Raw genomic sequence first — 23,052 nt, 5'->3', positions numbered from 1 at the left:
AGACTGCCATGGGTTCATCCGACACCGATCTCAAAGCGCTCGACAGCGTTATCACCGTCGCCGGTGCATTGGCGGCGATATTCGGCGGAATCGCCGGAGTTGCCGGGCTGGCCACTTTTCTCGGAACCGGCGGCGGTTCTTAGGTTTTCAGCTGACATCAGTGAGGCTCGGACCGTTCGATTCTGACGATCAGATCCGCGCGTGGCCTGACTGCGCTGATCAACTCGGCGTTCGGCTGATCTACCCGTTTCACCCACTCTGCAGCCGCTTCGGAACTCTTTCCGAAGCGGCTGTGGCGTTTCACCAAGCGCTTCGTCCGAGTTTCCTCCGGAACGTCGAGATACCAGACCTCGTCGAGTGCTGCTCGCACTTCCTGCCATCCACCACTGGGTAGGAGGAGATAGTTCCCCTCGGTGACTATCAGCGGTGTACATGGATCGACAGCCGTTGTGCTGCCTATTGATTCGTCGAACTCGCGATCGAAGACCGGAGCATAGACCGTCGAGTTCGAGGCTCGGAGTCGGCGTAGTAGAGCCGCGTAGCCGTCGACGTCGAAGGTGTCCGGTGCGCCTTTGCGTTCATGCCTGCCGAGTCGGTCGAGTTCCCGATTGGCAAGATGAAAACCGTCCATCTCGACGATGGAGCAACGAGAACCTAATTTCCGCACAATTGCCTGTGACACCGTCGACTTTCCGGCTCCCGGTGCGCCCGTGATGCCGAGGATTCTCCGACCGTCGTCGGTGATCAGGGAAGCAGCGCGTGAAGCAAGTTGGTCGAGCGTCAGCGAGACGGTCGGCGGTGAGGTCGTCACGTGTTGCTCCGATCAGTCCGAAGGGCTGGTGCATCGAGAGTACGCCGGAGGCTTTCGGCCATTGACAGTCTGAATGGACTGTGAAACTGTGATCCATGCCACTCGAGAAGTTGGAGGTGAGACCGTGACCCTGCGCGATGCGCAGCGCGAAGCGACGCGCCACCGGATTCTCGATGCGGCAACGGATTTACTGATAGCGGACGGTTATTCATCTCTGACGGCGCAGTCGGTGCAAACCGCTGCCGGAGTCAGTCGGGGCGCTCTGCTGCACCACTTTCCGAACATGCAGGAGCTCACTGCGGCGTTGGTGTCGAACATCGTCGTACGGAACGAGGTGGCGGTAAGAGCTGCCATGTCTCGGCAGGATTCGTCGGTTGACACGATCGAGAACTCGATCTCCGCTCTGTATTCGGCGTTGACTCAGCCGCCATTTCAAGCGGAACTCGAACTGTGGTCCGCAGCGCGGACGGATCCGGTGTTGGCCGAGGTGCTCCGGGAATCGGAGCGAATCGCCGGACGGGATCTGCGGCGAGTTGTCCACGACGCTTTCGGTCCCGAAATTGTTGCTTCCGAGAACTATTCGCAGATTGCAGATCTGACGGTGCTGATGCTCCGTGGTTTGGCGCTGTCCCGGGCAGTGCAGAAGAGCGACGCGTCTGCGCGTCGTTCGATCAGTCAATGGGCAGGCGTCGTTCGCCTGCTCCTCACCCAGAACTAGCGCAACTCGTTCCGAGCGAGGCGCGCTCTGTCGACAGGACCGATGATGACGGATTTTGCGACCCTGAAGTACGAGACGTCCGGTGGTAAAGCGTATATCACGCTCAACCGTCCCGATCGGCTCAACGCGATCGACGACCGGATGCCGTCGGACATTCGAAACGCGGTGGCAGCAGCCAATGACGACGACGAGGTCCGTGTGATCGTCTTGCAAGGTGCGGGCAAGGCGTTTTGTGCCGGGTACGACCTCAAGAAGTTTGCCGAAGGCGACCTTGACGGAAAGTGGAACCAGGGCCCGGTCTGGGACCCCATCAAGGACTTTCGCGGGATGAAGCAGAACACCGACGACTTCTTTACGCTCTGGCGATCGCTCAAGCCGACGATCTGCAAGGTTCAGGGATATGCGATTGCCGGTGGGAGTGACATCGCGCTGTCCTGCGACATGCTGATCATGGCCGACGACGCTCGCATCGGATACCCGCCTGCGCGTGTGTGGGGTTGCCCGACGACGGCGATGTGGGTGTACCGGCTCGGAGCCCAGCGTGCCAAGCGAATGCTGTTGACGGGAGACACCATTGACGGTGTCACTGCGGCTGACTGGGGATTGGCGCTCGAAGCGGTGCCGGCCGACGAATTGGACTCGGCGGTGGAAGCGTTGGCGGATCGCATCGCCGGTGTTCCGCTCAATCAGTTGGCCATGCAGAAGATGATGATCAACCAGGCGTACGACAACATGGGATTGCAAGGCACCCAGGTACTGGCAACCCTGTTCGACGGAATTACGCGTCACTCCCCGGAGGGGCGCTGGTTCAAGGATTTTGCCGAGCGCGACGGATTCCATGCCGCGGTTCAGTACCGCGATTCCGGACGCAAGATTCCAGACGGAGGCGGGCCGCTCCCCGCGTCCGACACCCCTCCTCGATAGAAAGTGGATGTGAGATGAGCAGTGTTCTCGAAACGTCGTACTTCCCCGCTGACGTGTCTGACCCGATAGAGGAGCAAACGGTGGGTGGGCTGCTGCGAGAGTGCGCCGCGGACTCGCCGAATCTGATTGCAATCAGAGAAGTGGTTCCGACGCAATCGCATTCGCTTTCCGGGGCGGCTGAAACCGATCGCACGTGGACCTTCGCGGAGCTTCTCGACGAAGCAGAGGGGTGTGCGCACTACCTCTTGTCTCGGTTCGACTGTGGAGATCGGATCACTGTCTGGGCTCCGAACGTTCCGGAATGGATGATTCTGCAATACGGCGCCGCGCTCGCCGGGATGGTTCTGGTGACCGCCAATCCGGCGTTGGGTGCGGAGGAACTCGCGTACGTCCTGTCGCAGTCCCAGTCTCGGGGGCTCTTCCACACCGGAAAGTTCCGCGGTGGCGATATGGCAGCGGTTGCATCCGAGGCGATTTCGATTTCGGGAGAAGAAGTTCTCGCAGTCAACTTCGAGGAGTGGGATCGCCAGGTTCGAGGTTGGGCGGGCGAGCGGGGCGCTCTGCCCGAAGTCTCGCCTGACGACAATGCGCAGATCCAGTACACGTCGGGAACCACCGGGGTTCCCAAAGGTGCTCTGTTGCATCACCGAGGATTGGTCAACAATGCCGATTTCGTGAGTCGGAGAGGCCGATTCCCTGAGCGGGGTTCGGTTGTGTCGGCCATGCCGCTGTTCCACACCGCCGGGTGCGGCATCCTGGTTCTCGGCGCCGCGCAGCGAAGAATGTCCATCGGCCTGATCCAGTACTTCGATCCGACTGCGGTTCTCGATGCGGCGGAACGCTTTCACGCTGACGTGATCAGTGGAGTGCCGACGATGCTGATCGCGATGATCAACGACGCCAGCTTCGCGAGCCGCGACTTCTCGGCCTGTTCGGTGGTCGTATCCGGCGGGTCGTCGGTCCCGCCCGAACTCGTCAGCACGGTGGAGTCGGCCTTCGGGGCGGGGTTCAGCATCGTCTACGGACAAACCGAGGCCAGCCCCGTCATCACACAGACCAGCCCGGCCGACACCCACGAAGACAAGTCGGAGACGGTCGGACTCGCGTTGCCGCAGGTCGAGGTGAAGATCTCCGACGTCGTGACCGGGGACAGCGTGCCGCTCGGCGAACAAGGCGAGATCTGCGCGCGCGGGTACCTCGTCATGACCGAGTACTTCCGTAATCCGGAGGCTTCGGCCGACACCGTGGACAAGGACGGTTGGTTGCATACCGGCGATTTGGGGACGATGGACGAACGTGGATACGTCCGGGTTACCGGCCGCCTCAAGGACATGATCATCCGCGGCGGTGAGAACATCTATCCGCGTGAGGTCGAGTCCGTGATCTTCACACATCCGAAGATTCTCGACGTGGCGGTCGTGGGTGTGCCCGACGAGGTGTGGGGTGAGCGAGTTGTCGCCGTCATCCGCTGGAAGGACGAGTCCGACCAACCGACCGCCGCCGAGCTGGTCGAGTTCTGCACCGAGCGACTGGCGCGCCACAAGGCGCCCAAGGAGTGGTTCAGCGCGGAGGCGTTCCCACTGACAGGGTCGGGCAAGATCCAGAAATATCGAATTGCAAGCCTGGTCGGCGAAGGCGTGTACGGCGTCGTCAACTGATCGGTGCACATAGCACGTCGGAGCGATTCTGTCTGGGTTATCCCCGTAAATCGCTTCGACGTGCCCTGTTTATCCTGGTGCCGTGAGTTCAACCTTCGGTGAGACCGGACACAACGCCACCTCCAACCGCATTCGCGCCACAGCGTTTGCGTCGAAGGTGATGTCTGCGTCCGACGCCGTGAAGTTCATCAACCCGGGCGACACCGTCGCGATCAGCGGTTTCGCGAGCGCCGGTACACCAAAGGTTGTCATTCCGGCCCTGGCCGAGCGCATTCACCGGACCCGCGGCAACGGATCGAACTTCACGATCAATCTCCTGACCGGCGCTTCTGTGTCCACCGAGACCGAAAGGCTGCTCGCGGAGGTCGATGGAATCGCGCTGCGCATGCCGTATCAGTCCGAGGCCACCGCACGTCGCCGGATCAACGACGGTCGTATGGACTACGTGGACATCCATCTCTCCCACGTGGCTCAGCAGGTGTGGGAGGGCTACTACGGCAACGTAGACGTCGCGGTGGTCGAGGTCGCCGGTATCACCGAATCAGGGGAACTGATTCCCTCCGCGTCGATTGGCAACAACAAGACCTGGCTGGACGTCGCCGACAGGGTCATCCTCGAAGTCAACTCGTGGGTGCCCGAGGCGATGGAAGGTATTCACGACGTCTATTACGGCACCGCGCTGCCGCCGCATCGCAAGCCGCTCGAGATCATTCGTGTCGAGGACCGGATCGGCCAGACCACGTTCCGAGTAGATCCCACGAAGGTTGTGGCCGTTGTCGAGACCAACTGCCGTGACAGCGCGAGCCCTCTCACTGCACCCGATGCCGTCAGTGAGGCGATCGCCGGCCACGTCCTGGAATTCTTCGACTTCGAGGTGCGCGCCGGACGGATGCCGGCCGATACGTTGCTTCCGCTGCAGGCGGGCATCGGCAATGTCGCCAACGCGGTGCTCGGAGGGCTCGATCGGGGGCCGTATCGCGGCCTGACCTGCTACTCCGAGGTCATCCAGGACGGGATGCTGAAGCTGATCAAGGACGGAACCGTCGCGCATGCGTCGTCGACGGCTTTGGCGCTCACCGAAGAGGGCATCGAAGAACTGACCGCGAACATCGACTTCTACCGCCACCACATCACTCTCCGTCCGCAGGAGATCAGCAACCACCCGGAGGTGGTGCGCAGGCTCGGAATCATCGCCATGAACGGCATGCTCGAGGCCGACATCTACGGCAACGTGAACTCGACGCACGTCATGGGGACGAAGATCATGAACGGAATCGGCGGCTCGGGGGACTTCGCCCGCAACGGCTACGTGTCCATGTTCCTGAGCCCGTCGACGGCCCGCGGCGGTGAGATCTCGGCGATCGTGCCGATGGTTCCGCACGTCGACCACACCGAGCACGACACTCAGGTGTTGGTGACCGAGCAGGGGTTGGCGGATCTGCGCGGTCTGTCGCCGCGGCGACGCGCGCGCCTGATCGTCGACAAGTGTGCTCACCCGGAGTTCCGGCCACTGCTCCACGATTACATCGCTCGCGCCGACGCTCAACCGGGTGCGGGGCAGACGCCGCACATCCTGGGCGAGGCATTCTCGTTCCATCAGCGGTACATCGACACGGGTTCGATGCGCTTGTCCTGACCTTCCGATCGGTGCTTGTACGATCTTCGGACGCCGAGCAAATCAGGAGTGAAGAGCGACATGGCTCGACCGTCGAAACCGTTGATCAGCCGAACCACCGCAGTTGCCGCAGCAATCTCGATTATCGATGCCGAGGGCTTGGACGCTTTCAGCCTTCCGCGTCTGGCTAAGTACCTCGACGTCAAAGCTCCGTCGTTGTATCACCATTTCTCCGACAAGAACGAGATTTTGACGGAGGTTGCGCGAGCAATCGTGTTCGAGACCAGGATTCCGCGTCAGCCCGCGTCAGGTGATTGGCAGGACTGGGTTGTCGCGTACGGCTTGAACTTTCGGGATGTGATTCTGCGTCACCGCAATGCCGCGCCGGTGATGTTGCAGTTTCTTCCGCGAGACCTCGTGACTGACATGTTCGAGGCTGCAGCAGATTACCTCGAGGGTTCGGGAGTTCCTGTGCGGCTGCATGTTCAGATCCTCGACGGCCTCGAGAAGCTGACCTTGGGTGTCACGCTCACTGAGGCGGTGAGGCCCGAGGCCAAGCGTTCCGCCGTTTTTGCCAACGTAGATCGAGTTGCCCACCCGGTCCTCGACGCCGCACTGAAGTCCAATCAACGTACGCCCCGGCAGTTGTACGAACAGATGATGCGAAGTTTCCTCTACGGGGTTCTTCACGCCGACCAGGTGGACAACTCGATCTGATCAAGCGGCAGGTACAGATGCCTTTTCGCCGTCGACGGCAAGTGCGACGGATTCCTTGGTATTGCGAATCTGTGCGTATGTGATCGTTGCGGTGGCGAGCAGGGTCGGTACGACGAAGAGGAAGAAGATGGATTCTGTCGTCCAGGAACGGTCGACGAGTAGACCGATCCCCAACGGCGTCACGATACTTCCGATGCGGCCGAGTCCCGCTGCGATTCCGAGAGCGGAGACACGTGCTTCGGGGCGGAAGAGGATCGGCACCATGACATACAGGCCGGTGTAGGCCGCGGTCATACACAGCCCGAGCAGAGCTGACGCCACCAGCGCGGGGCCGAGTTGAGTCGAGACCAGAGCGAGGACGCCGAACAGTAGCGAGCCGGCGAGGATGAAGCCCATCGTGATCCACATCGAGGCGAATCGAAGGGCCAGGCCGGCGAAGACCAGCGTTCCGAGCGCGCCGCCAAGCGAGAACATCAGTCCACCACTGATTCCGGCGTTGTTGGACATGCCGGCAAGCTTGAGAAGTTTCGGTGTCCAGGTATTGCCGAAGAAGTATGCGATGTTGACCAGGCCGAAGACGATGCATGTCGTCGCCAGGGCCCAGGACTTCAGGTGAGCAGATCCGGAGACGTTCGGTGACCGCCGCACGGGTGTCGCGTGATTACCCGTGGCCGGGACTCCGGTCAGTTTCATCTTGGAAATCAGTTCGTCCAGCTTCTTTCGCGACGACTCGGTTCCCTTGGCGGCGAGGAAGTCCGGCGATTCGGGGATTCCGAAATAGGCGACACCCGCCATTATTGCCGTGACGACCGCGCCGAGCAGGAATGCGGAGTGCCAGCCGTACGTCGACATCAGCACCGCTGCTCCGGCGCCGCCGAGTACACCCCCGAGTGGAATGCCGATCGCGAACAGCGCGATGAGCGTCGAGCGCTTGCGTGCAGGTGCGTACTCGCCGACGATGATCGGCGAACTCGGGATGATGCCGCCCATACCGACGCCGGCCAGCAGACGCGCAAGCGCAAGTTGTGTGACGTCGCCGCTCGCTGCGGACAGTAGAAGACCGACTGTGATGACGACCAGCGAACCGATCAGCAGAGGGCGGCGCCCGTATCGGTCGCCGACCGGTCCCAAGGCGATCGAGCCGACTGCCATGCCGATGAGACCAGCGCTGAAAAGCATGCCGGACTGGGTGCCGGATATTCCCCAGTCGTCCGTGATCGGCAGTATGGCGAGTGACATCGAAAGGATGTCGTATCCCTCGGCCATATTGACCAGCGTGCACAGAAGGACGACCCGTATTTGGAGTCTGCTGAGTGGAGACGCATCGATCAGTTCGCGTGCTGAAGCCATCGTGTTCCTTAGTCGGAAGGGGTGGTTGCGGGTGTGACTTGGCTTGTGCGCTCGGGTGTTGTTCACCAGCAGCAGTTTTCGAGTGGGCACCGAGTCGGTGTGCCTCAAGTCACATTCGTCAATCTAACGCAGTTCGGTTAAATGGTCAAAGCATGCGCCGCCGGTAAACCTAATGACGTATGGTTTAGTGTACGAGACGGGATGATTCTGCTGAGTCTGTTCGACCGTTGGCTCTATTCTGTTGTCGTGCAACAGTTTTGCAGTTGTCGATGGTTGACAGGTCGGTCAGGGGAGCCTACGTTTCGGCGAGATGTAAACAGTTACTGACAACTTCCTGGGACGCTGCGGCCCGCAGGAAGGAAGGAATGGTTTCCCATGGCCCTCTCCGATTTCTTCGACCAAGGGTGGAGCGTCGATCCCGCTGCCATCGCATATCGTCACGGCGACGTCGACTGGACGTTCGAAGAAGCGGGTTCGCTGTCCTGTCGTGTCGCGAACGCGTTGCTGCGAGACGGAATGAAGCCGGAAACGAAGATCGGCGTTCTCTCTCCCAATGATCCCGCGGCGTGGTTATGCGTCATCTCTGCCTGGCGTGCCGGTGGAACCTGGGTGCCTCTCAATCCGAACAGTCCGATCACGGACAGCATCGGGTTCATCAACCAGTTCGATTGCGAGATCCTCTTCTATCACCCTGTGCTCGCCGCAGCTGTAGACGAGATTCACGCTGCAGTCGGCGACCGCATCCAGTACATCCGCCTCGAAGGAGAAGCGGACGCCGCCGAGTGTGTTCGTGACTACGCCCGCGCTTTGACGGACTGGCTCGGCGATTCTCCGTCGACGCATCCGAGGGTCGACGTTCCGCAGGATTCCGTGGCGATGATTTCGCCGACCGGCGGTACGACAGGCGCTCCCAAGGGTGTGATGAACACCCACCGCAGCTTCTCGATGTGTGTTGCGCAGCTGATGCTTGCCATGCACTATCGCGCCGACGAGAAGGTGGTCAACCTCGCGGCTGCCCCCATGACGCACTCCGCCGGAATGCTGACCCTGCCGGCAACTGCCCGCGGCGGCGCCGTGGTCGTGTTGAAGCGGCCGGATCCGGAGACCCTGCTCGAGTCGATCGACCGATACAACGTCACCGACCTGTTCCTGCCTCCCACCGTGATCTACCGGTTGATCGAACATCCGGATCTGGCGAACTACGATCTCACGTCGCTGCGGTACTTCCTCTATGGTTCTGCCCCGATGTCGGCCGAGAAGCTGCGCAAGTGCTTGAAGGTTCTGGGTCCGGTGATGATCGAATGCTTCGGCCAGACGGAAGCTCCCGGCTCCATCAGTTTCCTGCGCCCCGAGCAGCACTTTGTCGCCGGCGAGATCGCCGACGACGCCCGATTGCTGTCTTGTGGTCGGCCGTCGCCGTTGATCAGAGTCGAAATCCGCGACGACGAAGACAACGCGCTTCCGAGCGGTGAGCGTGGCGAAATCTGCGTACGCGGAGACCTGGTCATGAAGGGGTACTACAACAACCCCGAGGCGACCGCCGACACCATACGTGACGGTTGGCTTCACACCGGCGACATCGGATACCTCGACAACGAAGGGTTTCTGACGCTCACCGACCGCAAGAAAGACATGATCATCTCGGGCGGATTCAACGTCTTCCCAGCTGAGGTCGAGCAGGTGATTTGGTCGCACCCCGCTGTGCAGGACTGTGCCGTCATCGGCATTCCGGACCCGGAATGGGGCGAGGCCGTCACCGCTGTCGTCGAGCTCAACGAGGGCGCAGAAGTAGGTGCCGACGAGCTGATTGCTCTGTGCCGCAACAAGCTCGGAGGTGTTCGTAGTCCCAAGCGAATCGACTTCGTCGAACGACTCCCGCGCAGCGTCAACGGGAAGGTCCTCAAGAAGGATCTCCGAGAACTCTACTGGGCTGATCAGGCTCGACGAGTCTGAAGAACAGGACTGACGAATAATGCACCCTTCATTCGACGATGCCGCCCTGCGATGTGAAGGCACGAGCATCAGACTGCTGGCTTCGCAGTGCAGTCGGTGCGAGAACATCAGCTTCCCTTGCCGTGAGCGTTGCGCCAAGTGCTACGCCCCGGCGACCCAGATCGAACTGGCCGAGTCCGGTACCGTCTTATCGCATTGCACTGCAGCATTTCCGATTGCCGGAGCGCAACCTCCCGTGACCATCGCGCAGGTGCGTATCGGTGACGCCGACATCGAAATTCTGGGAGTCAGTGCCGATCCCGTTCGAATCGGTGATGTGGTTTCCGTTGTTCCCCGGAGTGCGGGCACGGAAGACTCACTGTTCACGACATACGGTTTCGAAAAGGAGTCGCGCGATGCGTGAGGTATACATCTCGGGCGTCGGAATGACGCCGTTCGTTTCCAAAACGACGACACCGCCACATGTTCAGGGTGGACAGGCGTTGAACGCGGCCCTCGGGGATTCCGGACTGGACTGGGCTGAAGTCGGCCTGCTCGTGGTCGGTGCCGTCGGTACCGGAATGTCGACCGCTCCGCTGGTTCTGCACGAAATGGCGTGGACCGGGATTCCTGCTGTTGCGGTAGAGAACGCATCAGCCACCGGCACAGCGGCTTTCGAGCAGGCCCGCGCTGCTGTGGCATCGGGGCAGGTGGAAACTGCCGCGGTGGTCGGAGTCGGAAGCCTCGGTGCTCTCTTGATGAGCCGCGCTGCCGAAGGGGAACGTGAACCGGACTTGATTTCTGTATCCGGCATGGCAGTTCCTGCTGTTCCGTTTGCGTTGATGAAGCAGGCTCGCATGCATCGACACGGCGAATCGGCCGACGCCAGCCTCCTGGTGGTGGAGAAGAACCTCTTCAATGCAAGCCGAAACCCCATGGCACAGCGTAACAAAGCATTGACGATGGACGAGTTGAAAGCTGCACCGATGCTGGTGGATCCGCTCCGGCGCGTCGAATCCTGCCCGATCGGTGACGGCGCAGCGGCAGTCGTCATCACCAGCAGAAAACTCGCGAACGCCAGTCGGGCCGTCCGAGTGGCTGCCGCCGTAGCGGAGACGGACAAGTGGCACGGGGCTGCCGCGTTCATGCCTGATCTCGGTGTGACCAAGCGGGTCTCCGCCCGTGCCTACGAGCAAGCTGACATTCGCCCCGACAACGTCGACGTCGTAGAGGTTCACGAGGCTTTCAGCGTCGAAGAACTGCAGTACATCGAGGATCTCGGGTTGGCGGCGGAAGGGAAGGCGTCGTTCGCGATGGCAGACGGCGATTTCCACATCGGAGGCCGTGTCGCGGTCAGCCCCAGCGGTGGACTGATCGGCCGTGGGCATCCCGGTGGAGCTACCGGCCTGTCCCAGTTCGTCGAGATCACGCAGCAGATTCGTGGGCAGTCCGGGGTCCGTCAGCACGACGGTGCGCGGATCGGATTCGCGCAGATGATCGGAGCCGGCGGAGTGAGTTACGCGCACATCCTGGTCGGCGAAGACTAGCGGTTCCGGTACGACAGTCCCCCCGCCTTCGGAACGTGGTGGAAGAATGCGGGGGGTGAACGCAACCGGAGTGCCCACAGAAGTGCTTTCCCGGGTAGCCGCGGCAGGGGCGGACGACGCCGGTGGCCTACCCGTCGAACTGCTGGGTGATTTCCTGGACGTGCTCAGTGTCGCCGTATGCGAGGGGAAGCCGCTGCAGCGTCGCCAGCTGCACCGCTTCCGCGCTCGCGGGGAAGAAGCAGCGCAGCAGGGTGTCGCCCTGCGAGCCCTGCTCGATCTGTATCTCTCCTCGGCCTGGCGTCTGTGGCGTGAACTGCCTGCTGTTATTGCGGCACAATCGGATCCGAATGCCGTCGTCGCGGCCGGCGAAGTGATGCTGCGTGCCGTCGACGATGCCGTCGCCGAACTGGCCGAAGGGTTTCAGTTGGCCAGACGTTCTCTGGTCCGCTCGCAGGTATCGGCACGCCGCGAGTTCGTCGACGACTTGTTGACCGGCGGCGCTGACGTCGTCGGATTGTTGGATCGCGCTTCAGGATTCGGTCTCCACCTCAGTGGTCCGCATGCCGTGGCGGTAGTGACCGCCGCCCGTGAGTTCACCGACGACAACCCTTTGGTGCGCGCCGTCGAACGTGCCGTTCTGGGTAGCAAGGGTGACGCCGACGCGTTGGTCGCCAGCAAGAGCGGCAAACTGGTGGTCGTTTTCGCGGCGCCGGATCGCGATGCCGTCGACCACGTGCTGGCAGGGATTCGTTCGGCTCTCGGACCGGGGACCGATGACGATGGGCGAGTGCAGTTGCAGCGGCGTCCTTTGGACGGCACGTGGCAGATCGCTGTCGGGCGCCCTCGAACCACCGCTTCGGGCGTGGTGGCGTCGTACCGGGAGGCGCTGGACGCACTGGACCTGGCGCAGCGCCTGTCGTTGACCGCACCGATCATCGATGCTCGTGACCTGCTGGTCTACCGGGTTCTGGTCAACGACAGACCGGCGGTCACCGACCTGATCCACACCCTTCTCACACCGCTGCTCGAGGCGCGTGGTGGCGCTGGACCGATGATCGACACACTGCTCGCGTACTTTTCCGCCGGCGGCAATACGGCTAAAACCGCCCGAGACCTGCATTTGTCCGTCCGCGCCGTGACGTACCGGTTGGACCGCATCCGTGAACTCACCGGTCAGAACGTCAACGATCCCAACGACAGCTTCGCGCTCCACGCTGCCGTACTGGGTGCGAAGCTGCTCGACTGGCCGGCCACCGAGCTGACCTGATCAGCTTGCGCGGGCGCGTTCTTCGTAGGCAGCACGTGCCGCGGTGTCGACGTCGCCGAGAAACTGCGTCTCGACGCCGAACAGTCGGCTCAATGCCTCGTACGGCCGCCGGGGGAAGAAGCCCTGTGCCTGCACGAGCAGCCCGGACACCCGCGTAATGCGTACGCGTGGGCGCGGTTTGGTGATCAAGCCGACGACGGCTTCGGCGATTTCCTCCGGCTGAACCTCTCGGAATCCCTTCATTCCCGAAGTGCCCGAGGTGAGTTGGGTGTTGGTGAGCGTCGGCAGCACGGACGAGATGTGAACTCCGGTGCCACGAACTTCCTTGCGGACAGAATCGGTGAAGCCCAACACCGCATGCTTGGCGCCGCAGTACGTCGACAAACCGGGGCACGGGAGTTCGCCTGCAAGCGAAGCGATGTTGATGACGTGTCCACGTCCGCGCGGAAGCATCCGTCGCAATGCGAGCTTGGTTCCCGTGATCACGCCGAGGACGTCGATCTCGATGATGCGTCTGGTCACGGAGTCGTCCTCGTCGACGATCCGTCCGACCGGCATGATGCCCGCATTGTTGACCAGCACGTCGATCGGGCCGAGTTCACCTTCGACGGTGTCGAGGAAGTCGAAGAACGAGGCGGGGTCGGTGACGTCGAGGCGCCCGAACGTGCGGATGCCCAAATCCTTGGCTGCTCGCGCGAGAGTGGCTTCGTCGATGTCGCCGATCGCGACCGTCGCACCCAGGCTGATCAGCCGCTTCGCGGTGGCGTATCCGATGCCCCGGGCGCCGCCGGTGATGACCACTACCTGACCGTCGAAAGGTTTGTTCATTTACTCCAGCGTCTCCAAAGATAGGGGTTGGTTGCAGTGAGATGAATCTGCAGGGATGTGATTGTGGACCAGTCGAAACCGGGTTGCTAGGGCTTCTTGGCCGAAGTGAGACGATAGATTTGTGACTAAGTCACAATCAGGGTGACAAGTCGGGGAGGCGCCATGGACACATCGGAGTTGGACGGCTGGATTGCAAATCTCGCGCCCATCTATCTCCAGCCGGAGGTGATCGACGGTTTCGTTCAACGCATCGACGACGCCATTGCGGTGGCCAATCCTGAAGTGGCGGGTGATCGGGAGCTACGACGCGATGTGGATGCGAGCACTGCGGCGCAGCTTCGAGTCATCGTGGCCGCGATCGCGGGCGGTTCCCAGGAGGTCACGCCGCCGCCGGAGTCGGTTGCGCTTGCACTCACCGTTGCCAGGCGCGGTATGGATCTTCGAGTCCTGCTCAAGATCTACGGTGCCGGACGCCTCGCGATGCTGGGCTTCGTCGACGAGTCGATAGAAGCACTCCCGATCGGTCCGGAACTCAAGCGCGCACTTCTGGTCCGAGTGTGGGGTTCGGCGATGAGATGGCTGGAAGTGACCACCGAATTGTTGGTGGCAACGTATGCGAAGGAGCGTGAGAGCTTGGCGCGCGGCGCTTTTGCGCGTCGGTCCGAGACGGTGCACGCGATTGTCGCAGGCGAAGCACTTCACTCCGATGAGGTGTCGCAGATTCTCGACTACCCGATGCGGCGCCACCACACTGCGTTTGTTCTCTGGACGGACGACACCGATCCGGCCGCCGACGTATTGGCCCGATTGGACTCGTATGCGCGTTCCTTTGTGGACGAGTCGAATGCCGAGCGCGTGCTGACGCTGCCTTCGGGGGCGCGCGAGGTGTGGTCGTGGGTCGCGCATTTCGACGACCATGAGTGGGCGGCGCTCGATCGTGCTCGGAATTCGGATCTTCGTGTCGCGGTGGGGGCCAGCGGTTACGGAATGGAAGGATTCGCGCGCAGTCACCGCGAGGCTCTCGCCACGCAGCGCATCGCGGTCCGTTCCACGGGTTCGCCGGGGGTCACCGTCTACGAAGATGTTCAGGTTCCCTGTCTGCTCACCGAAGATCTGGACGAACTGCGTGCGTTGGTGGCTCGGGAATTGAAAGGCCTCGCCGGCGCGGACGGCGTCACGACGCGTATCCGAGACACCGTTCGGGTCTATTACGAGAACAATTGCACTGCAGCCGCTACCGCCGTGGCGCTCGGTCTGCACAAGAACACCGTGCGGTATCGACTCGATCAGGCCGAAAAGCTGTTAGACCGCAGCGTGGACCAGCGTCGGCTGCCAACAGAGTTGGCGCTCATCGCGCTGGAGAGCTACGGAGCCGCCCTCCTGGCGAACCCGTGACTCGCTACTGCATGTCGTCGAGCCCGGGGAGCGAATAGCCGGAGCTGTCATCCCAATCGGCGGGGGTGTCGTCGAGTGAAACGTCCCAGTCTGCGTCGGGCACCGCTCGCCGGAGTTCGGTCAGAGCGTTGAACCAGTAGACGAGCGAAGGGATTACCTCGGTCGGGTCGCTCGAGATCTTTGTCGAACCGTTGAGCAGAGTGTCGGGGATATCCGACGGATAGAGGTCCAGGACCTCGTAGTCGAACGGAAATTCGTCGTTGTGGACGGCGATGAGTCGGTCGACTTCGGCCTTCTCGTCGTCGGTCAGCGGTGTGGTGCGGACGGCGGAGTAGTACAACGAGGTGCTCATGCTTGCCAGGCTAGAACAAGATGCCGTCCAGCGGCGGTTTCGGACGCAACACCCTCAGATTGCATGGTTTCGGCAACTTCAGGTGTGAAAGTCGTCGATATTTCGACCGGGATGGATAGAAGTCGGCAAGGAACACTGGAGAAGACGGCGAGACGGCCGTCCGAACCCAGTGAAGGAGCTCCCCGTGACCGCAGTCATCAGTGCCATTCGGGTAGGTGGTCAGCGATGAACGTTCCCATGTGGGCGTGGGCCGCGTTCGCCGCAGTCATCGTCGTCATGTTGCTCATCGACCTGCTCGCCCACCGCGGCGCGCACGTCATCGGCTTCAAGGAAGCGGCCTGGTGGAGTGCACTCTGGGTCGGTTTGTCTCTCGTATTCGCGGTGGTCGTCACCCTGACCTTGGGGGTGAACTCGGGCGTCGAATTCACCACGGCCTGGCTGTTGGAGAAGAGCCTCTCCGTCGACAACCTCTTCGTGTTCGCCCTGATCTTCGGTTACTTCAAGGTGCCCCGTGAATACCAGCACCGCGTGTTGTTCTTCGGTGTCATCGGCGCCCTGATCTTCCGCGGTATCTTCCTCGCCGCCGGCGTTGCCGTGGTCAGCAAGTTCACGGCCGTTCTGTTCGTCTTCGCCGCCATCCTGCTCTACAGCGCCTACAAGCTGCTCAAGGACGACGACGAGAACTTCGATCCGGGAACCTCGCTGGCGGTTCGCTTGCTGCGCAAGATCATGCCGGTCCGTGAGGAATACGCAGGAACCAAGTTCTTCGTCAAGGAAGCCGGAAAGCGCGTCGCAACACCACTGTTCGCCGTCGTCGTCGCCATCGAAGCTGCCGACCTCGTGTTCGCAGTCGACAGCGTCCCGGCAGTGCTGGCAGTGAGTGACGATCCATTCATCGTCTACTCCAGCAACGCGTTTGCGATCTTGGGTCTGCGTGCCCTGTACTTCCTGCTCTCGGGCCTGCTCGAGAAGTTCCACTACCTGTCCAAGGGTCTGTCGATCATCCTCGCCTTCATCGGCGTGAAGCTGATCATGCAGGCCAGCCACAAGGTGATCAGCACGTCGATCCCCGAGATTCCCTCACTGGTCAGCCTCGCGGTGATCATCGTGGTGTTGGCAGGCTCGATCATCCTGAGTCTCAAGAAGCCGCTACCGGAAGAGCCTGAGGCCGAAGAGGTTGCGACCGGTGATGCACCGATCGACCTCGAGAAGTCAGGTGCTGACGGCAGCATCGAGAAATCCGGCGTCCAGCTCGCAACCGGCGAGCGCGACGACGATGACGACAAGGTAGATGCTCGGCCCAGAGGCTGACGCCTGATCGGCTGAACGAATCGAAAAGGGAGACCACACAACGACGTGTGGTCTCCCTTTGTCAAATCATCACCAACTGCTTCCCCCGGTTGTGCCCCGAAAGCTGCCCGATCAAGGCCGCTGGGGCATTTTCGATGCCCTCGGTGACATCGTTGCGGTAGCGCAGTCCACCTTCGGCGATTCGAGCGGACGCCCACGCCCGGTACTCCGGGTACCGGTCGTAGTGGTCGTAGCAGACGAACCCTTCGATGCGTAGACGTTTGCGTAGTACAGGGCGTAGGGGAGGCCCGACTTCGCTTTCATCCTGGTTGTATTCGCTGATCATTCCGCACACGACGACCCTTCCGAAATCGGCCATGCGATCGAAAACCGCTCGCGTGATCGAGCCTCCGACGTTGTCGAAATAGACGTCGACGCCCTTCGGACACAATTCGTCCAACTGCTCGCCGATGTTCGCCGTCTTCCTATCTATGCAGGCGTCGAACCCCAATTCCTCCACAACGTATTCGGTCTTCTCACCCCCGGCGATTCCGATCACCCGGGCGCCCGCCAGCTTCGCGATTTGGCCTGCAACCATGCCGACTGCTCCGCCGGCCGCCGAAACCACGACTGTGTCTCGCTCTCGGACGTCGGCGACCAACCGCATTCCGCAGTGTGCGACAAATCCTGGCTGTCCTAGAATTCCGAGTTCATCTCCTAGGGAAGCTCGATTCTCCCTCGGTATGCGGTCCAGGGCAGCGCCTTTGATTGTGTGATAAACCTGCCAGTGCGTGCCGCCTCGAACCAAATCACCTGCCGCAAAGTCAGGATGCCGCGAAGAAATCACTTCGCCGACTGCGATGCCGTCCAAACCGGAGTGCGCAGGCACCACTCCAGCCAAGACGACGTCGCCGATACCGGCAACAGCTCCCAACGGCCCGGGGGCAGAGCTGGTGGACGGTAGGCGTCTTCGTATCGCCGGATCGATCGAAAGATAGTGGGCGCGGAACAGAACTTCGCCGTCCGCGGGCGGCCGGATCGGAACCTCGTCGATCCGAAAATCTTCTACGACAGGCAAGCCGCGGGGAGCTCGAACGACTCGCACAGCGCGGTTCACATATTCGGTCATGCGCAATTTCCAATCTGCTTCGACACCGGTTCGCATCACTTCTCGGGACGATTGCCCGGAATTGATCTCGCCGCCTTACTGATTCACGGCGAAGACGTCTGGGAATTCTGTCCTCGAGCAGCAAGGAGCGCACCTTCCCGCCCGCTCAGTGAGAATGTGGCAACCCGACGTCCGGAGCGCGACTTCATTTCCCATACAGCGGGCGGTTTGTTGGTTGCCTCGTAGTCCGACTGTGAAGCTCTGCGCAGTTCAGTTCAGCGCAGCGCTGACGCTCGTCACCAGTGGTATTCGGCTGTGGATTTTTACGAGGGCGTCAATGATCTGCCAGATCTTGTGTGAGTGATTTTGTCGAGGACGAGAGGTTGACTATGACTTCGCCGGTGGGTTCGGAGCGTGCGGTTCATGACACAACGGATTGGCTCAGAACGGGATTGGTCGATCCAACGGAGCCAGGCTTCCTGTCCGATCCGTACGCGCGGTACGCGATTGCGCGAGAAGTTGCTCCGGTACAACAGCATTCGAATGGCGTATACATGCTTTTCGCCTACGACGACGTGAAACGCGCACTGGCGGACAAGTCGCTGAGTTCGTCGGAACAGTATGCACTCGAGGCACCGCGCAATATGCGGATCAAGGCGGCCGGTGGCAGCGACGCCTACTTGTTGCGCCCATCGTTGTCGAAGCTGGATCCGCCGGACCATCTGGCATTGCGCAAGCTACTGGCGCGCCCGTTCACGCCCAGGGCAATCAAGCGTTACGACGCGCGGGCGAAGGAAATCGTCGACGAGTTGCTTGCCGATCATGGACGGGGCTCCGAGATCGAGCTGGTGACGGAACTTGCTCATCCGCTACCGATTCGCCTTGTCTGCGAAATTTTCGGTATCCCCGTACCTGCCGACACCGATACGATGTTCGAGTGGACCCGTAAGGGACTCAACCTACTCGATCCGTTTCTGACTGCCGAGCAGACCAGCGACTACATTTCCGCTCAGCGTGATTTCTCGGCACACCTTCAGGACGTTATCGCTTGGAAGCGCAACAATCTTGGCGACGACATCCTGTCGGACTTCATCTCCGCCGGCGACGAAGGCGAGATAATCGGGCCGGATCAAGTTGCCGCTACCGTGCAGACTTTGGTCATCGCCGGACTGGACACCACAGTCAATCAGGTCGGTCTCACCATGAATGCACTTATGGGCCATCGTGATCAGTGGGAACGACTCGTCGACGACAGGGCACTGCTCGATCACGCGGTAGAAGAAGTCCTGCGCTATGAGCCGACGGCGCAGTTGATGATTCGCATTGCTCCCGAGGATTACGCGGTGGGAGATGCGGTGATTCCGGCCGGAAATCACATTGTGACGTGGCTGGCGTCGGCAAACCGCGATGAAACTCGATTCGGTTCGAACGCGGACAGATTGGACTGGTCGAGGTCAAATGTCCGGGACCACATCACGTTCGGTCACGGTGCGCACGCTTGCCTCGGTGCGTGGTTGGCCCGGCTGGAGATCAAGACCATCCTGAAGGCGTTGATCGACAAAGCGCCGAAGACCGAGCTCGTCGACGGTGGAGTGACGTGGGGTGGCACGGCCTTTATCCGCGGTGTCTCCGAACTGCGATTGAACCTTTTCTGATTGCACGAATTCGTGAACAGACCACTCGGTGGGCAAGTCGGTGTCAGATGGTCGACGTCTTGTTAGTCTGGGCCGGTGCCTGATCCCGCAACTGCGTGTTACCCGGCATTGCCCGCGACAAGTTGGGCAGTGCTGGGAATGCTCACATTCGGAGAAGAACTCAGTGGCAGCGATCTGAAAAGCTGGGCCGACTGGAGCATCGGGTTCTATTACTGGAGCCCGTCGGTGAGCCAGGTCTATACCGAGCTCAAAAAGCTGGAAACGCTGGGATTCGTCAGTTCGCGGGAGGTTTCGGAATCGGGTGGGCGTCGTCGACGAGTGTTCACGATAACCGAATCCGGTATCGAGGCTCTCAGATCATGGTCACGCCGATCGGAGATCGAAACCCCCGTTCTCAAACATGGAGTGATGTTGAGACTGTGGGTCGGCCACCTCAACGACCCCGATCAGCTCAAGTCGATAGTGCTCGATCACATCGACAACCTCGAGGCAAAGAAGCTCAAGGCAATCGAACACGCCGATAACTCGGAGAATGAACCCGCCTGGGCATTTACCGAGATGAGTCTGCGATGGATAGGCCGCCATTTTCAGATGGAGATCGACCTCGCCGCTCAGTTGCTCGATGACATCGATGAGGCCGCCGCTCGATTCGCGCAAGGCGACGCCAACGCTCTCGGCTTGCCGCAGCCCGTCAATGCCGGTAGTTGGAAGTTGATCTGAGCGTGCGGAGGTACAACTCTCCAGATTCTGCCCCACGCCAATAGAATTGTGCTGTCGAGGTTTTCGTGCCCAGTCTTCGTGCCCAGTCTTCGTGCTTAGTCTTCGTGCCTACTGAGCTCGCATGCTTTCGGTGGTCCGGACGCCCGCATTTCGCCACAGGGAAGCGGCTGTTTCCCGAAGAAGCCCGGTGAGAGGCGAGTTCCGCTCGTCGAGCGGCATTTGTCGGAGCGGTCCGCAGATCGACAGCGCGGAGGTCGCGACGCCGATCGGGCCGATCGGAGTGGCGATCGTGCCGAATCCGTCGATCGGCGTGTCACGGCCGTATCCCACGCCGGTTTTTCGGACCTCGTCGGCCGCCTCTCCTCGCTCGTTGTTGAAGGTGTGGAGGACCCTGCCGACGAGAGTTCCGTCTGCGCGCGTGCTGAAACCGATCCGATTCGGAATCATGCTGGCGAAACGACCTGCCATGTGGGCGCGGCACACCACATTTGAGCCGTCGAGAATCGTCATCTCGACGATCAGTCCGGTACGCCGGTGCAATTCGTACAGGTGCGGATGCGCAGCTGAGTGAAGTCTGTCCTGGTACACGGCCAACGAGCCGAGTTCCACGAGCCGCAACCCGAGTGTGTAATCGCGGCCGCTGCGGTGCAGCCACCGAAGTTGGACCAGATGGTCGAGTATGCGGTGGGCTGAAGACCTTGGAAGCCCGGTTCGTCGGACAATCTCGGCGAGGGTGAGACGATCTCGACCGCCGAACGCATCCAGTAGCAGAGAGACTCGGTCGAGGAAGGCGTTCGGCGTTGCGGGATCGACCTCGAGCTGGAGCGACATGTGTTCCCTCTGCTATCCCGTAGTCAAGTTGGACAACTGCCCTGGACAAGGCTATTTCGATTAGGAATGATGACATGTTTTTTCTGCTTTGTGAAGAAGGCCACCCTGTGGATCGGACGCCTCCGGTGCTCGTCGGCGGAAACGGACCACTGATCGGGAGAGCGGGTTCCTTGCTTGGTGGTGGGCGATCTACGTTGACGTGATCACACGCCAAGTGGACAAACGCGGATGCCGGCGCAGACGTAGCGCCACCCGCCGGGCTGAGAGACCAGGAGACGATATGACGATTCAAGCGGAAGTCACCACGATGCTCGCAACCCTCAACGCTGGATTCCCGGATGTCACCAGTGTCCCGCCGTCGGAGCTACGAACTCTGATTCGGAACCGACGTGCGCCGCTGACGGGTCTTCCCGACATGCTTTCAGTCGAGAATCACGTAATCGACGGTCCCGGTGGAGATCTGGCAATTCGCGTCTTTCGTCCGCATGGAACCTCGAACGACGTTCCTCTCGTGGTCTTCGCTCACGGGGGCGGTTTCGTGTTCTGCGATCTGGACAGTCACGACGAATTCTGTCGATCGATGGCGCAGGGAGTCGGCGCAGTAGTGGTTGCCGTCGACTATCGGTTGGCGCCGGAGCATCCGGCACCGGCAGCCCACGACGACGTCTACGCCGCGGCGGCGTGGGCCAGCGAGCATGCTGCCGAATACGGTTCCGACGCAGGTAAAATCGCACTTGTGGGCGACAGTGCGGGAGGGAACCTCGCGGCGACCGTGGCTATTGCCGCTCGGGATCGGGGTGGTCCGGAAATCGCCCTTCAGGTTCTCATCTACCCCGTGATCGACGACGACTTCGAAACCGAGTCGTATCGGCTCTACGGCACGGGTCACTACAACACCACCGCAGCGATGGAATGGTACTGGCAGCAGTACGCGCCTGAAGGTCGCGACGACGCCCGTGTGATTCCTACGCGTGCGGAGACGCTCGCCGGTCTTCCGTCTGCTGTCGTCGTGACAGCCGAACTCGATCCGCCGTGTTCGTCAGGTGACGCGTATGCGCAGATGCTCGCGACGGCTGGCGTTTCGGTGCGCCATCATCGCTTCGAAGGATTGTTCCACGGCTTCCTCACTATCCCGTCTTTGTCACTGACCGAGCCTGCGCGACAGAAGCTTTGGGCGATGACGCGCGAGGCGCTCGGTAGCGAGTAGGCAGATCACTTCACTGTCAGGAGTCTCTCGGTGAGATTGCCGAACGTGTGACAGATTCTGTCGTGGACCACGGCCTCGGGACATTCGGGGTCGAACCACCGGTCCACCACTGCCCAGTGAATCGGATGATCGAGGTACTGGGTCTGCAGTGAGCCGAGGTCGGTGAACTCCTGCTCCCAGACATGAGTCCATGGTGTGTGCCCGATCGCTGCGTCGACTCGGCTGAGACGCCAGGCGCAGATCGACGAGATATGGGTAGGCATCCTGAGCAGATCCCGTTCGAATTCCTCGAGTACGTCCTGGGGTGTGCTGGGGGATACCCGGATGAACAGCGCTCGGTACACCTGACCGGCGGCTTCGGCGCCGGAACGTCCCGTGGTCCCGGACGAGTACTCGGCACCGTGGAAGTGGTCGACGGCGGCGCAGCGCAGGCTGTCGTCGACCGCATCTCGGGCTGTCTGCCAAGCCATCTCGTCTTCGAACTGAAGATGGACGATCAGATCTCCGCCGTTGATGACGCCGGGAAGTGTCGTACAGACGAGACGACGCAGCGCGTTCGACGATTCGGCAACTGCGGCAATGTTCTTCACTGCAGCGGTCCACTCGTCGGCGCCCGCCCCGTTGGCGGCGTGCACGACTCTTGTCACGTTATACATTGCTCAGTCCTTCGATGTCCTTTGCTGCGGCGGCCATGGAGCGACTCCGTTCGATTATGAGCGGAGCCATTGCATCCCACCACTGCCTGAGGGTGGAGTCTCTGCGGCCCTGGCGCGTCATCGACCACCAGCCGGCCGTGCCGTCGACCGTCCAGGTGACGGTCAAGGTGTTCGGGTCTTGATCGCACCACAACGGAGGGCTGACGAGTACGTCGGCGAGTGTCATGCCGCGACGCTGTGCACTCGGCAAATACTGGTCGAGTAGCGCGTCGACGAACTGTCGACCGCATCCCGGTTTCGTGACTATCCGATCGATCACGTAGAGCGTTTCATCTGCCATTGGTGAAGACTACTTTCCCCTAACCCGTTGTGATGCTTTCGATCTCACACAGCGGGAGATAGCGAATTTGGTCATGTGCCCGGCATTTCGACACCTCCCGTCAGGCGGGAATCGTTGCTGTGCAACAGAAT

At 61.2% G+C, this 23,052-nt stretch carries 23 protein-coding genes; 15 read left to right on the top strand and 8 right to left on the bottom strand.

Going from position 1 to position 23,052, the window contains the following annotated elements; all coding sequences use genetic code 11:
- The first annotated feature begins 8 nt into the window (after window positions 1–8).
- Window positions 9–143, top strand: coding sequence for a hypothetical protein (locus tag RA302_RS27345; protein WP_003942853.1), 135 nt, complete (start codon window positions 9–11; stop codon window positions 141–143).
- Window positions 144–157: 14 nt separating this feature from the next.
- On the opposite strand, the gene RA302_RS27340 is transcribed toward RA302_RS27345, so the two are convergent.
- Window positions 158–811, bottom strand: coding sequence for a nucleoside/nucleotide kinase family protein (locus tag RA302_RS27340; protein WP_007730507.1), 654 nt, complete (start codon window positions 809–811; stop codon window positions 158–160).
- Window positions 812–935: 124 nt separating this feature from the next.
- On the opposite strand from RA302_RS27340, the gene RA302_RS27335 reads away from it, so the two are divergent.
- The 5 genes from RA302_RS27335 to RA302_RS27315 all read left to right on the top strand — a co-directional run bounded on the left by RA302_RS27335 (window position 936) and on the right by RA302_RS27315 (window position 6,443).
- The gene (locus tag RA302_RS27335) at window positions 936–1,529 is read left to right on the top strand and encodes a TetR/AcrR family transcriptional regulator (RefSeq protein ID WP_007730510.1); all 594 of its coding nucleotides are present in this window, start codon (window positions 936–938) and stop codon (window positions 1,527–1,529) included.
- 45 nt (window positions 1,530–1,574) lie between these two features.
- Complete coding sequence (locus RA302_RS27330) at window positions 1,575–2,453, top strand: crotonase/enoyl-CoA hydratase family protein (protein WP_223304467.1); 879 nt, start codon at window positions 1,575–1,577, stop codon at window positions 2,451–2,453.
- Window positions 2,454–2,467: 14 nt separating this feature from the next.
- On the top strand, window positions 2,468–4,111 hold the full coding sequence (locus RA302_RS27325; RefSeq protein WP_007730513.1) for an AMP-binding protein: 1,644 nt from the start codon (window positions 2,468–2,470) through the stop codon (window positions 4,109–4,111).
- 82 nt (window positions 4,112–4,193) lie between these two features.
- Window positions 4,194–5,747, top strand: coding sequence for an acetyl-CoA hydrolase/transferase family protein (locus tag RA302_RS27320; protein ID WP_007730514.1), 1,554 nt, complete (start codon window positions 4,194–4,196; stop codon window positions 5,745–5,747).
- A gap of 60 nt (window positions 5,748–5,807) precedes the next feature.
- Window positions 5,808–6,443: a TetR family transcriptional regulator gene (locus RA302_RS27315; protein WP_030536123.1), complete on the top strand. Its 636-nt coding sequence runs from the start codon at window positions 5,808–5,810 to the stop codon at window positions 6,441–6,443.
- On the opposite strand, the gene RA302_RS27310 is transcribed toward RA302_RS27315, so the two are convergent.
- Window positions 6,444–7,793 carry an MFS transporter gene (locus tag RA302_RS27310; protein ID WP_030536122.1) on the bottom strand — a complete coding sequence of 450 codons (1,350 nt, stop codon included), beginning with the start codon at window positions 7,791–7,793 and terminating at the stop codon, window positions 6,444–6,446.
- A 375-nt stretch (window positions 7,794–8,168) separates the two neighbouring features.
- Here RA302_RS27310 and RA302_RS27305 point away from each other — a divergent pair, with 375 nt between their 5' ends.
- From RA302_RS27305 to RA302_RS27290, 4 genes are all read left to right on the top strand, one after another.
- Window positions 8,169–9,746 (top strand): AMP-binding protein, encoded by a 1,578-nt coding sequence (locus RA302_RS27305; protein ID WP_030536121.1) that lies wholly within the window; start codon window positions 8,169–8,171, stop codon window positions 9,744–9,746.
- Between the two features lie 235 nt (window positions 9,747–9,981).
- Window positions 9,982–10,149 (top strand): hypothetical protein, encoded by a 168-nt coding sequence (locus RA302_RS27300; RefSeq protein ID WP_003942869.1) that lies wholly within the window; start codon window positions 9,982–9,984, stop codon window positions 10,147–10,149.
- Window positions 10,142–11,272 (top strand): thiolase family protein, encoded by a 1,131-nt coding sequence (locus tag RA302_RS27295; protein WP_003942932.1) that lies wholly within the window; start codon window positions 10,142–10,144, stop codon window positions 11,270–11,272. The genes RA302_RS27300 and RA302_RS27295 overlap by 8 nt, the downstream gene beginning before the upstream one ends.
- 55 nt (window positions 11,273–11,327) lie before the next feature.
- Window positions 11,328–12,539: a helix-turn-helix domain-containing protein gene (locus RA302_RS27290; protein ID WP_030536120.1), complete on the top strand. Its 1,212-nt coding sequence runs from the start codon at window positions 11,328–11,330 to the stop codon at window positions 12,537–12,539.
- Here RA302_RS27290 and RA302_RS27285 read toward each other — a convergent pair whose 3' ends face one another.
- Window positions 12,540–13,367 (bottom strand): SDR family oxidoreductase, encoded by an 828-nt coding sequence (locus tag RA302_RS27285; RefSeq protein ID WP_003942902.1) that lies wholly within the window; start codon window positions 13,365–13,367, stop codon window positions 12,540–12,542.
- A gap of 162 nt (window positions 13,368–13,529) precedes the next feature.
- On the opposite strand from RA302_RS27285, the gene RA302_RS27280 reads away from it, so the two are divergent.
- Entirely contained in the window at window positions 13,530–14,762 is a 1,233-nt protein-coding gene (locus tag RA302_RS27280) for a helix-turn-helix domain-containing protein (RefSeq protein WP_030536119.1), read from the top strand.
- Between the two features lie 4 nt (window positions 14,763–14,766).
- Here the strand turns inward: RA302_RS27280 and RA302_RS27275 are convergent, their stop codons facing one another.
- Window positions 14,767–15,114 (bottom strand): hypothetical protein, encoded by a 348-nt coding sequence (locus RA302_RS27275; protein WP_030536118.1) that lies wholly within the window; start codon window positions 15,112–15,114, stop codon window positions 14,767–14,769.
- Window positions 15,115–15,339: 225 nt separating this feature from the next.
- Between RA302_RS27275 and RA302_RS27270 the strand changes: the two genes are divergently transcribed.
- Window positions 15,340–16,425, top strand: coding sequence for a TerC family protein (locus RA302_RS27270; RefSeq protein ID WP_003942925.1), 1,086 nt, complete (start codon window positions 15,340–15,342; stop codon window positions 16,423–16,425).
- A gap of 61 nt (window positions 16,426–16,486) precedes the next feature.
- On the opposite strand, the gene RA302_RS27265 is transcribed toward RA302_RS27270, so the two are convergent.
- The gene (locus tag RA302_RS27265) at window positions 16,487–17,533 is read right to left on the bottom strand and encodes an NADP-dependent oxidoreductase (protein WP_030536117.1); all 1,047 of its coding nucleotides are present in this window, start codon (window positions 17,531–17,533) and stop codon (window positions 16,487–16,489) included.
- A gap of 368 nt (window positions 17,534–17,901) precedes the next feature.
- Between RA302_RS27265 and RA302_RS27260 the strand changes: the two genes are divergently transcribed.
- Both RA302_RS27260 and RA302_RS27255 read left to right on the top strand, forming a co-directional pair.
- Window positions 17,902–19,167 carry a cytochrome P450 gene (locus RA302_RS27260; protein ID WP_030536116.1) on the top strand — a complete coding sequence of 422 codons (1,266 nt, stop codon included), beginning with the start codon at window positions 17,902–17,904 and terminating at the stop codon, window positions 19,165–19,167.
- A gap of 138 nt (window positions 19,168–19,305) precedes the next feature.
- Window positions 19,306–19,887, top strand: a complete 582-nt coding sequence (locus tag RA302_RS27255; RefSeq protein ID WP_050656919.1) for a PadR family transcriptional regulator — start codon at window positions 19,306–19,308, stop codon at window positions 19,885–19,887.
- A 108-nt stretch (window positions 19,888–19,995) separates the two neighbouring features.
- On the opposite strand, the gene RA302_RS27250 is transcribed toward RA302_RS27255, so the two are convergent.
- Window positions 19,996–20,718 carry a helix-turn-helix domain-containing protein gene (locus RA302_RS27250; protein ID WP_007730520.1) on the bottom strand — a complete coding sequence of 241 codons (723 nt, stop codon included), beginning with the start codon at window positions 20,716–20,718 and terminating at the stop codon, window positions 19,996–19,998.
- 280 nt (window positions 20,719–20,998) lie between these two features.
- Here RA302_RS27250 and RA302_RS27245 point away from each other — a divergent pair, with 280 nt between their 5' ends.
- Window positions 20,999–21,925, top strand: a complete 927-nt coding sequence (locus tag RA302_RS27245; protein WP_030536114.1) for an alpha/beta hydrolase — start codon at window positions 20,999–21,001, stop codon at window positions 21,923–21,925.
- Between the two features lie 5 nt (window positions 21,926–21,930).
- On the opposite strand, the gene RA302_RS27240 is transcribed toward RA302_RS27245, so the two are convergent.
- Complete coding sequence (locus tag RA302_RS27240; protein WP_030536113.1) at window positions 21,931–22,581, bottom strand: Dabb family protein; 651 nt, start codon at window positions 22,579–22,581, stop codon at window positions 21,931–21,933.
- Entirely contained in the window at window positions 22,574–22,921 is a 348-nt protein-coding gene (locus RA302_RS27235; RefSeq protein ID WP_007730530.1) for a hypothetical protein, read from the bottom strand. The genes RA302_RS27240 and RA302_RS27235 overlap by 8 nt, the downstream gene beginning before the upstream one ends.
- Between the last annotated feature and the right edge of the window lie 131 nt (window positions 22,922–23,052).

Origin of the sequence: Rhodococcus sp. DN22, from assembly GCF_036669995.1 — a bacterium.
Taxonomy (GTDB): Bacteria; Actinomycetota; Actinomycetes; order Mycobacteriales; family Mycobacteriaceae; genus Rhodococcus_F; species Rhodococcus_F erythropolis.
Note: the sequence above shows the minus strand (reverse complement) of the source record. Positions and strands in the feature narration are given on the sequence as shown.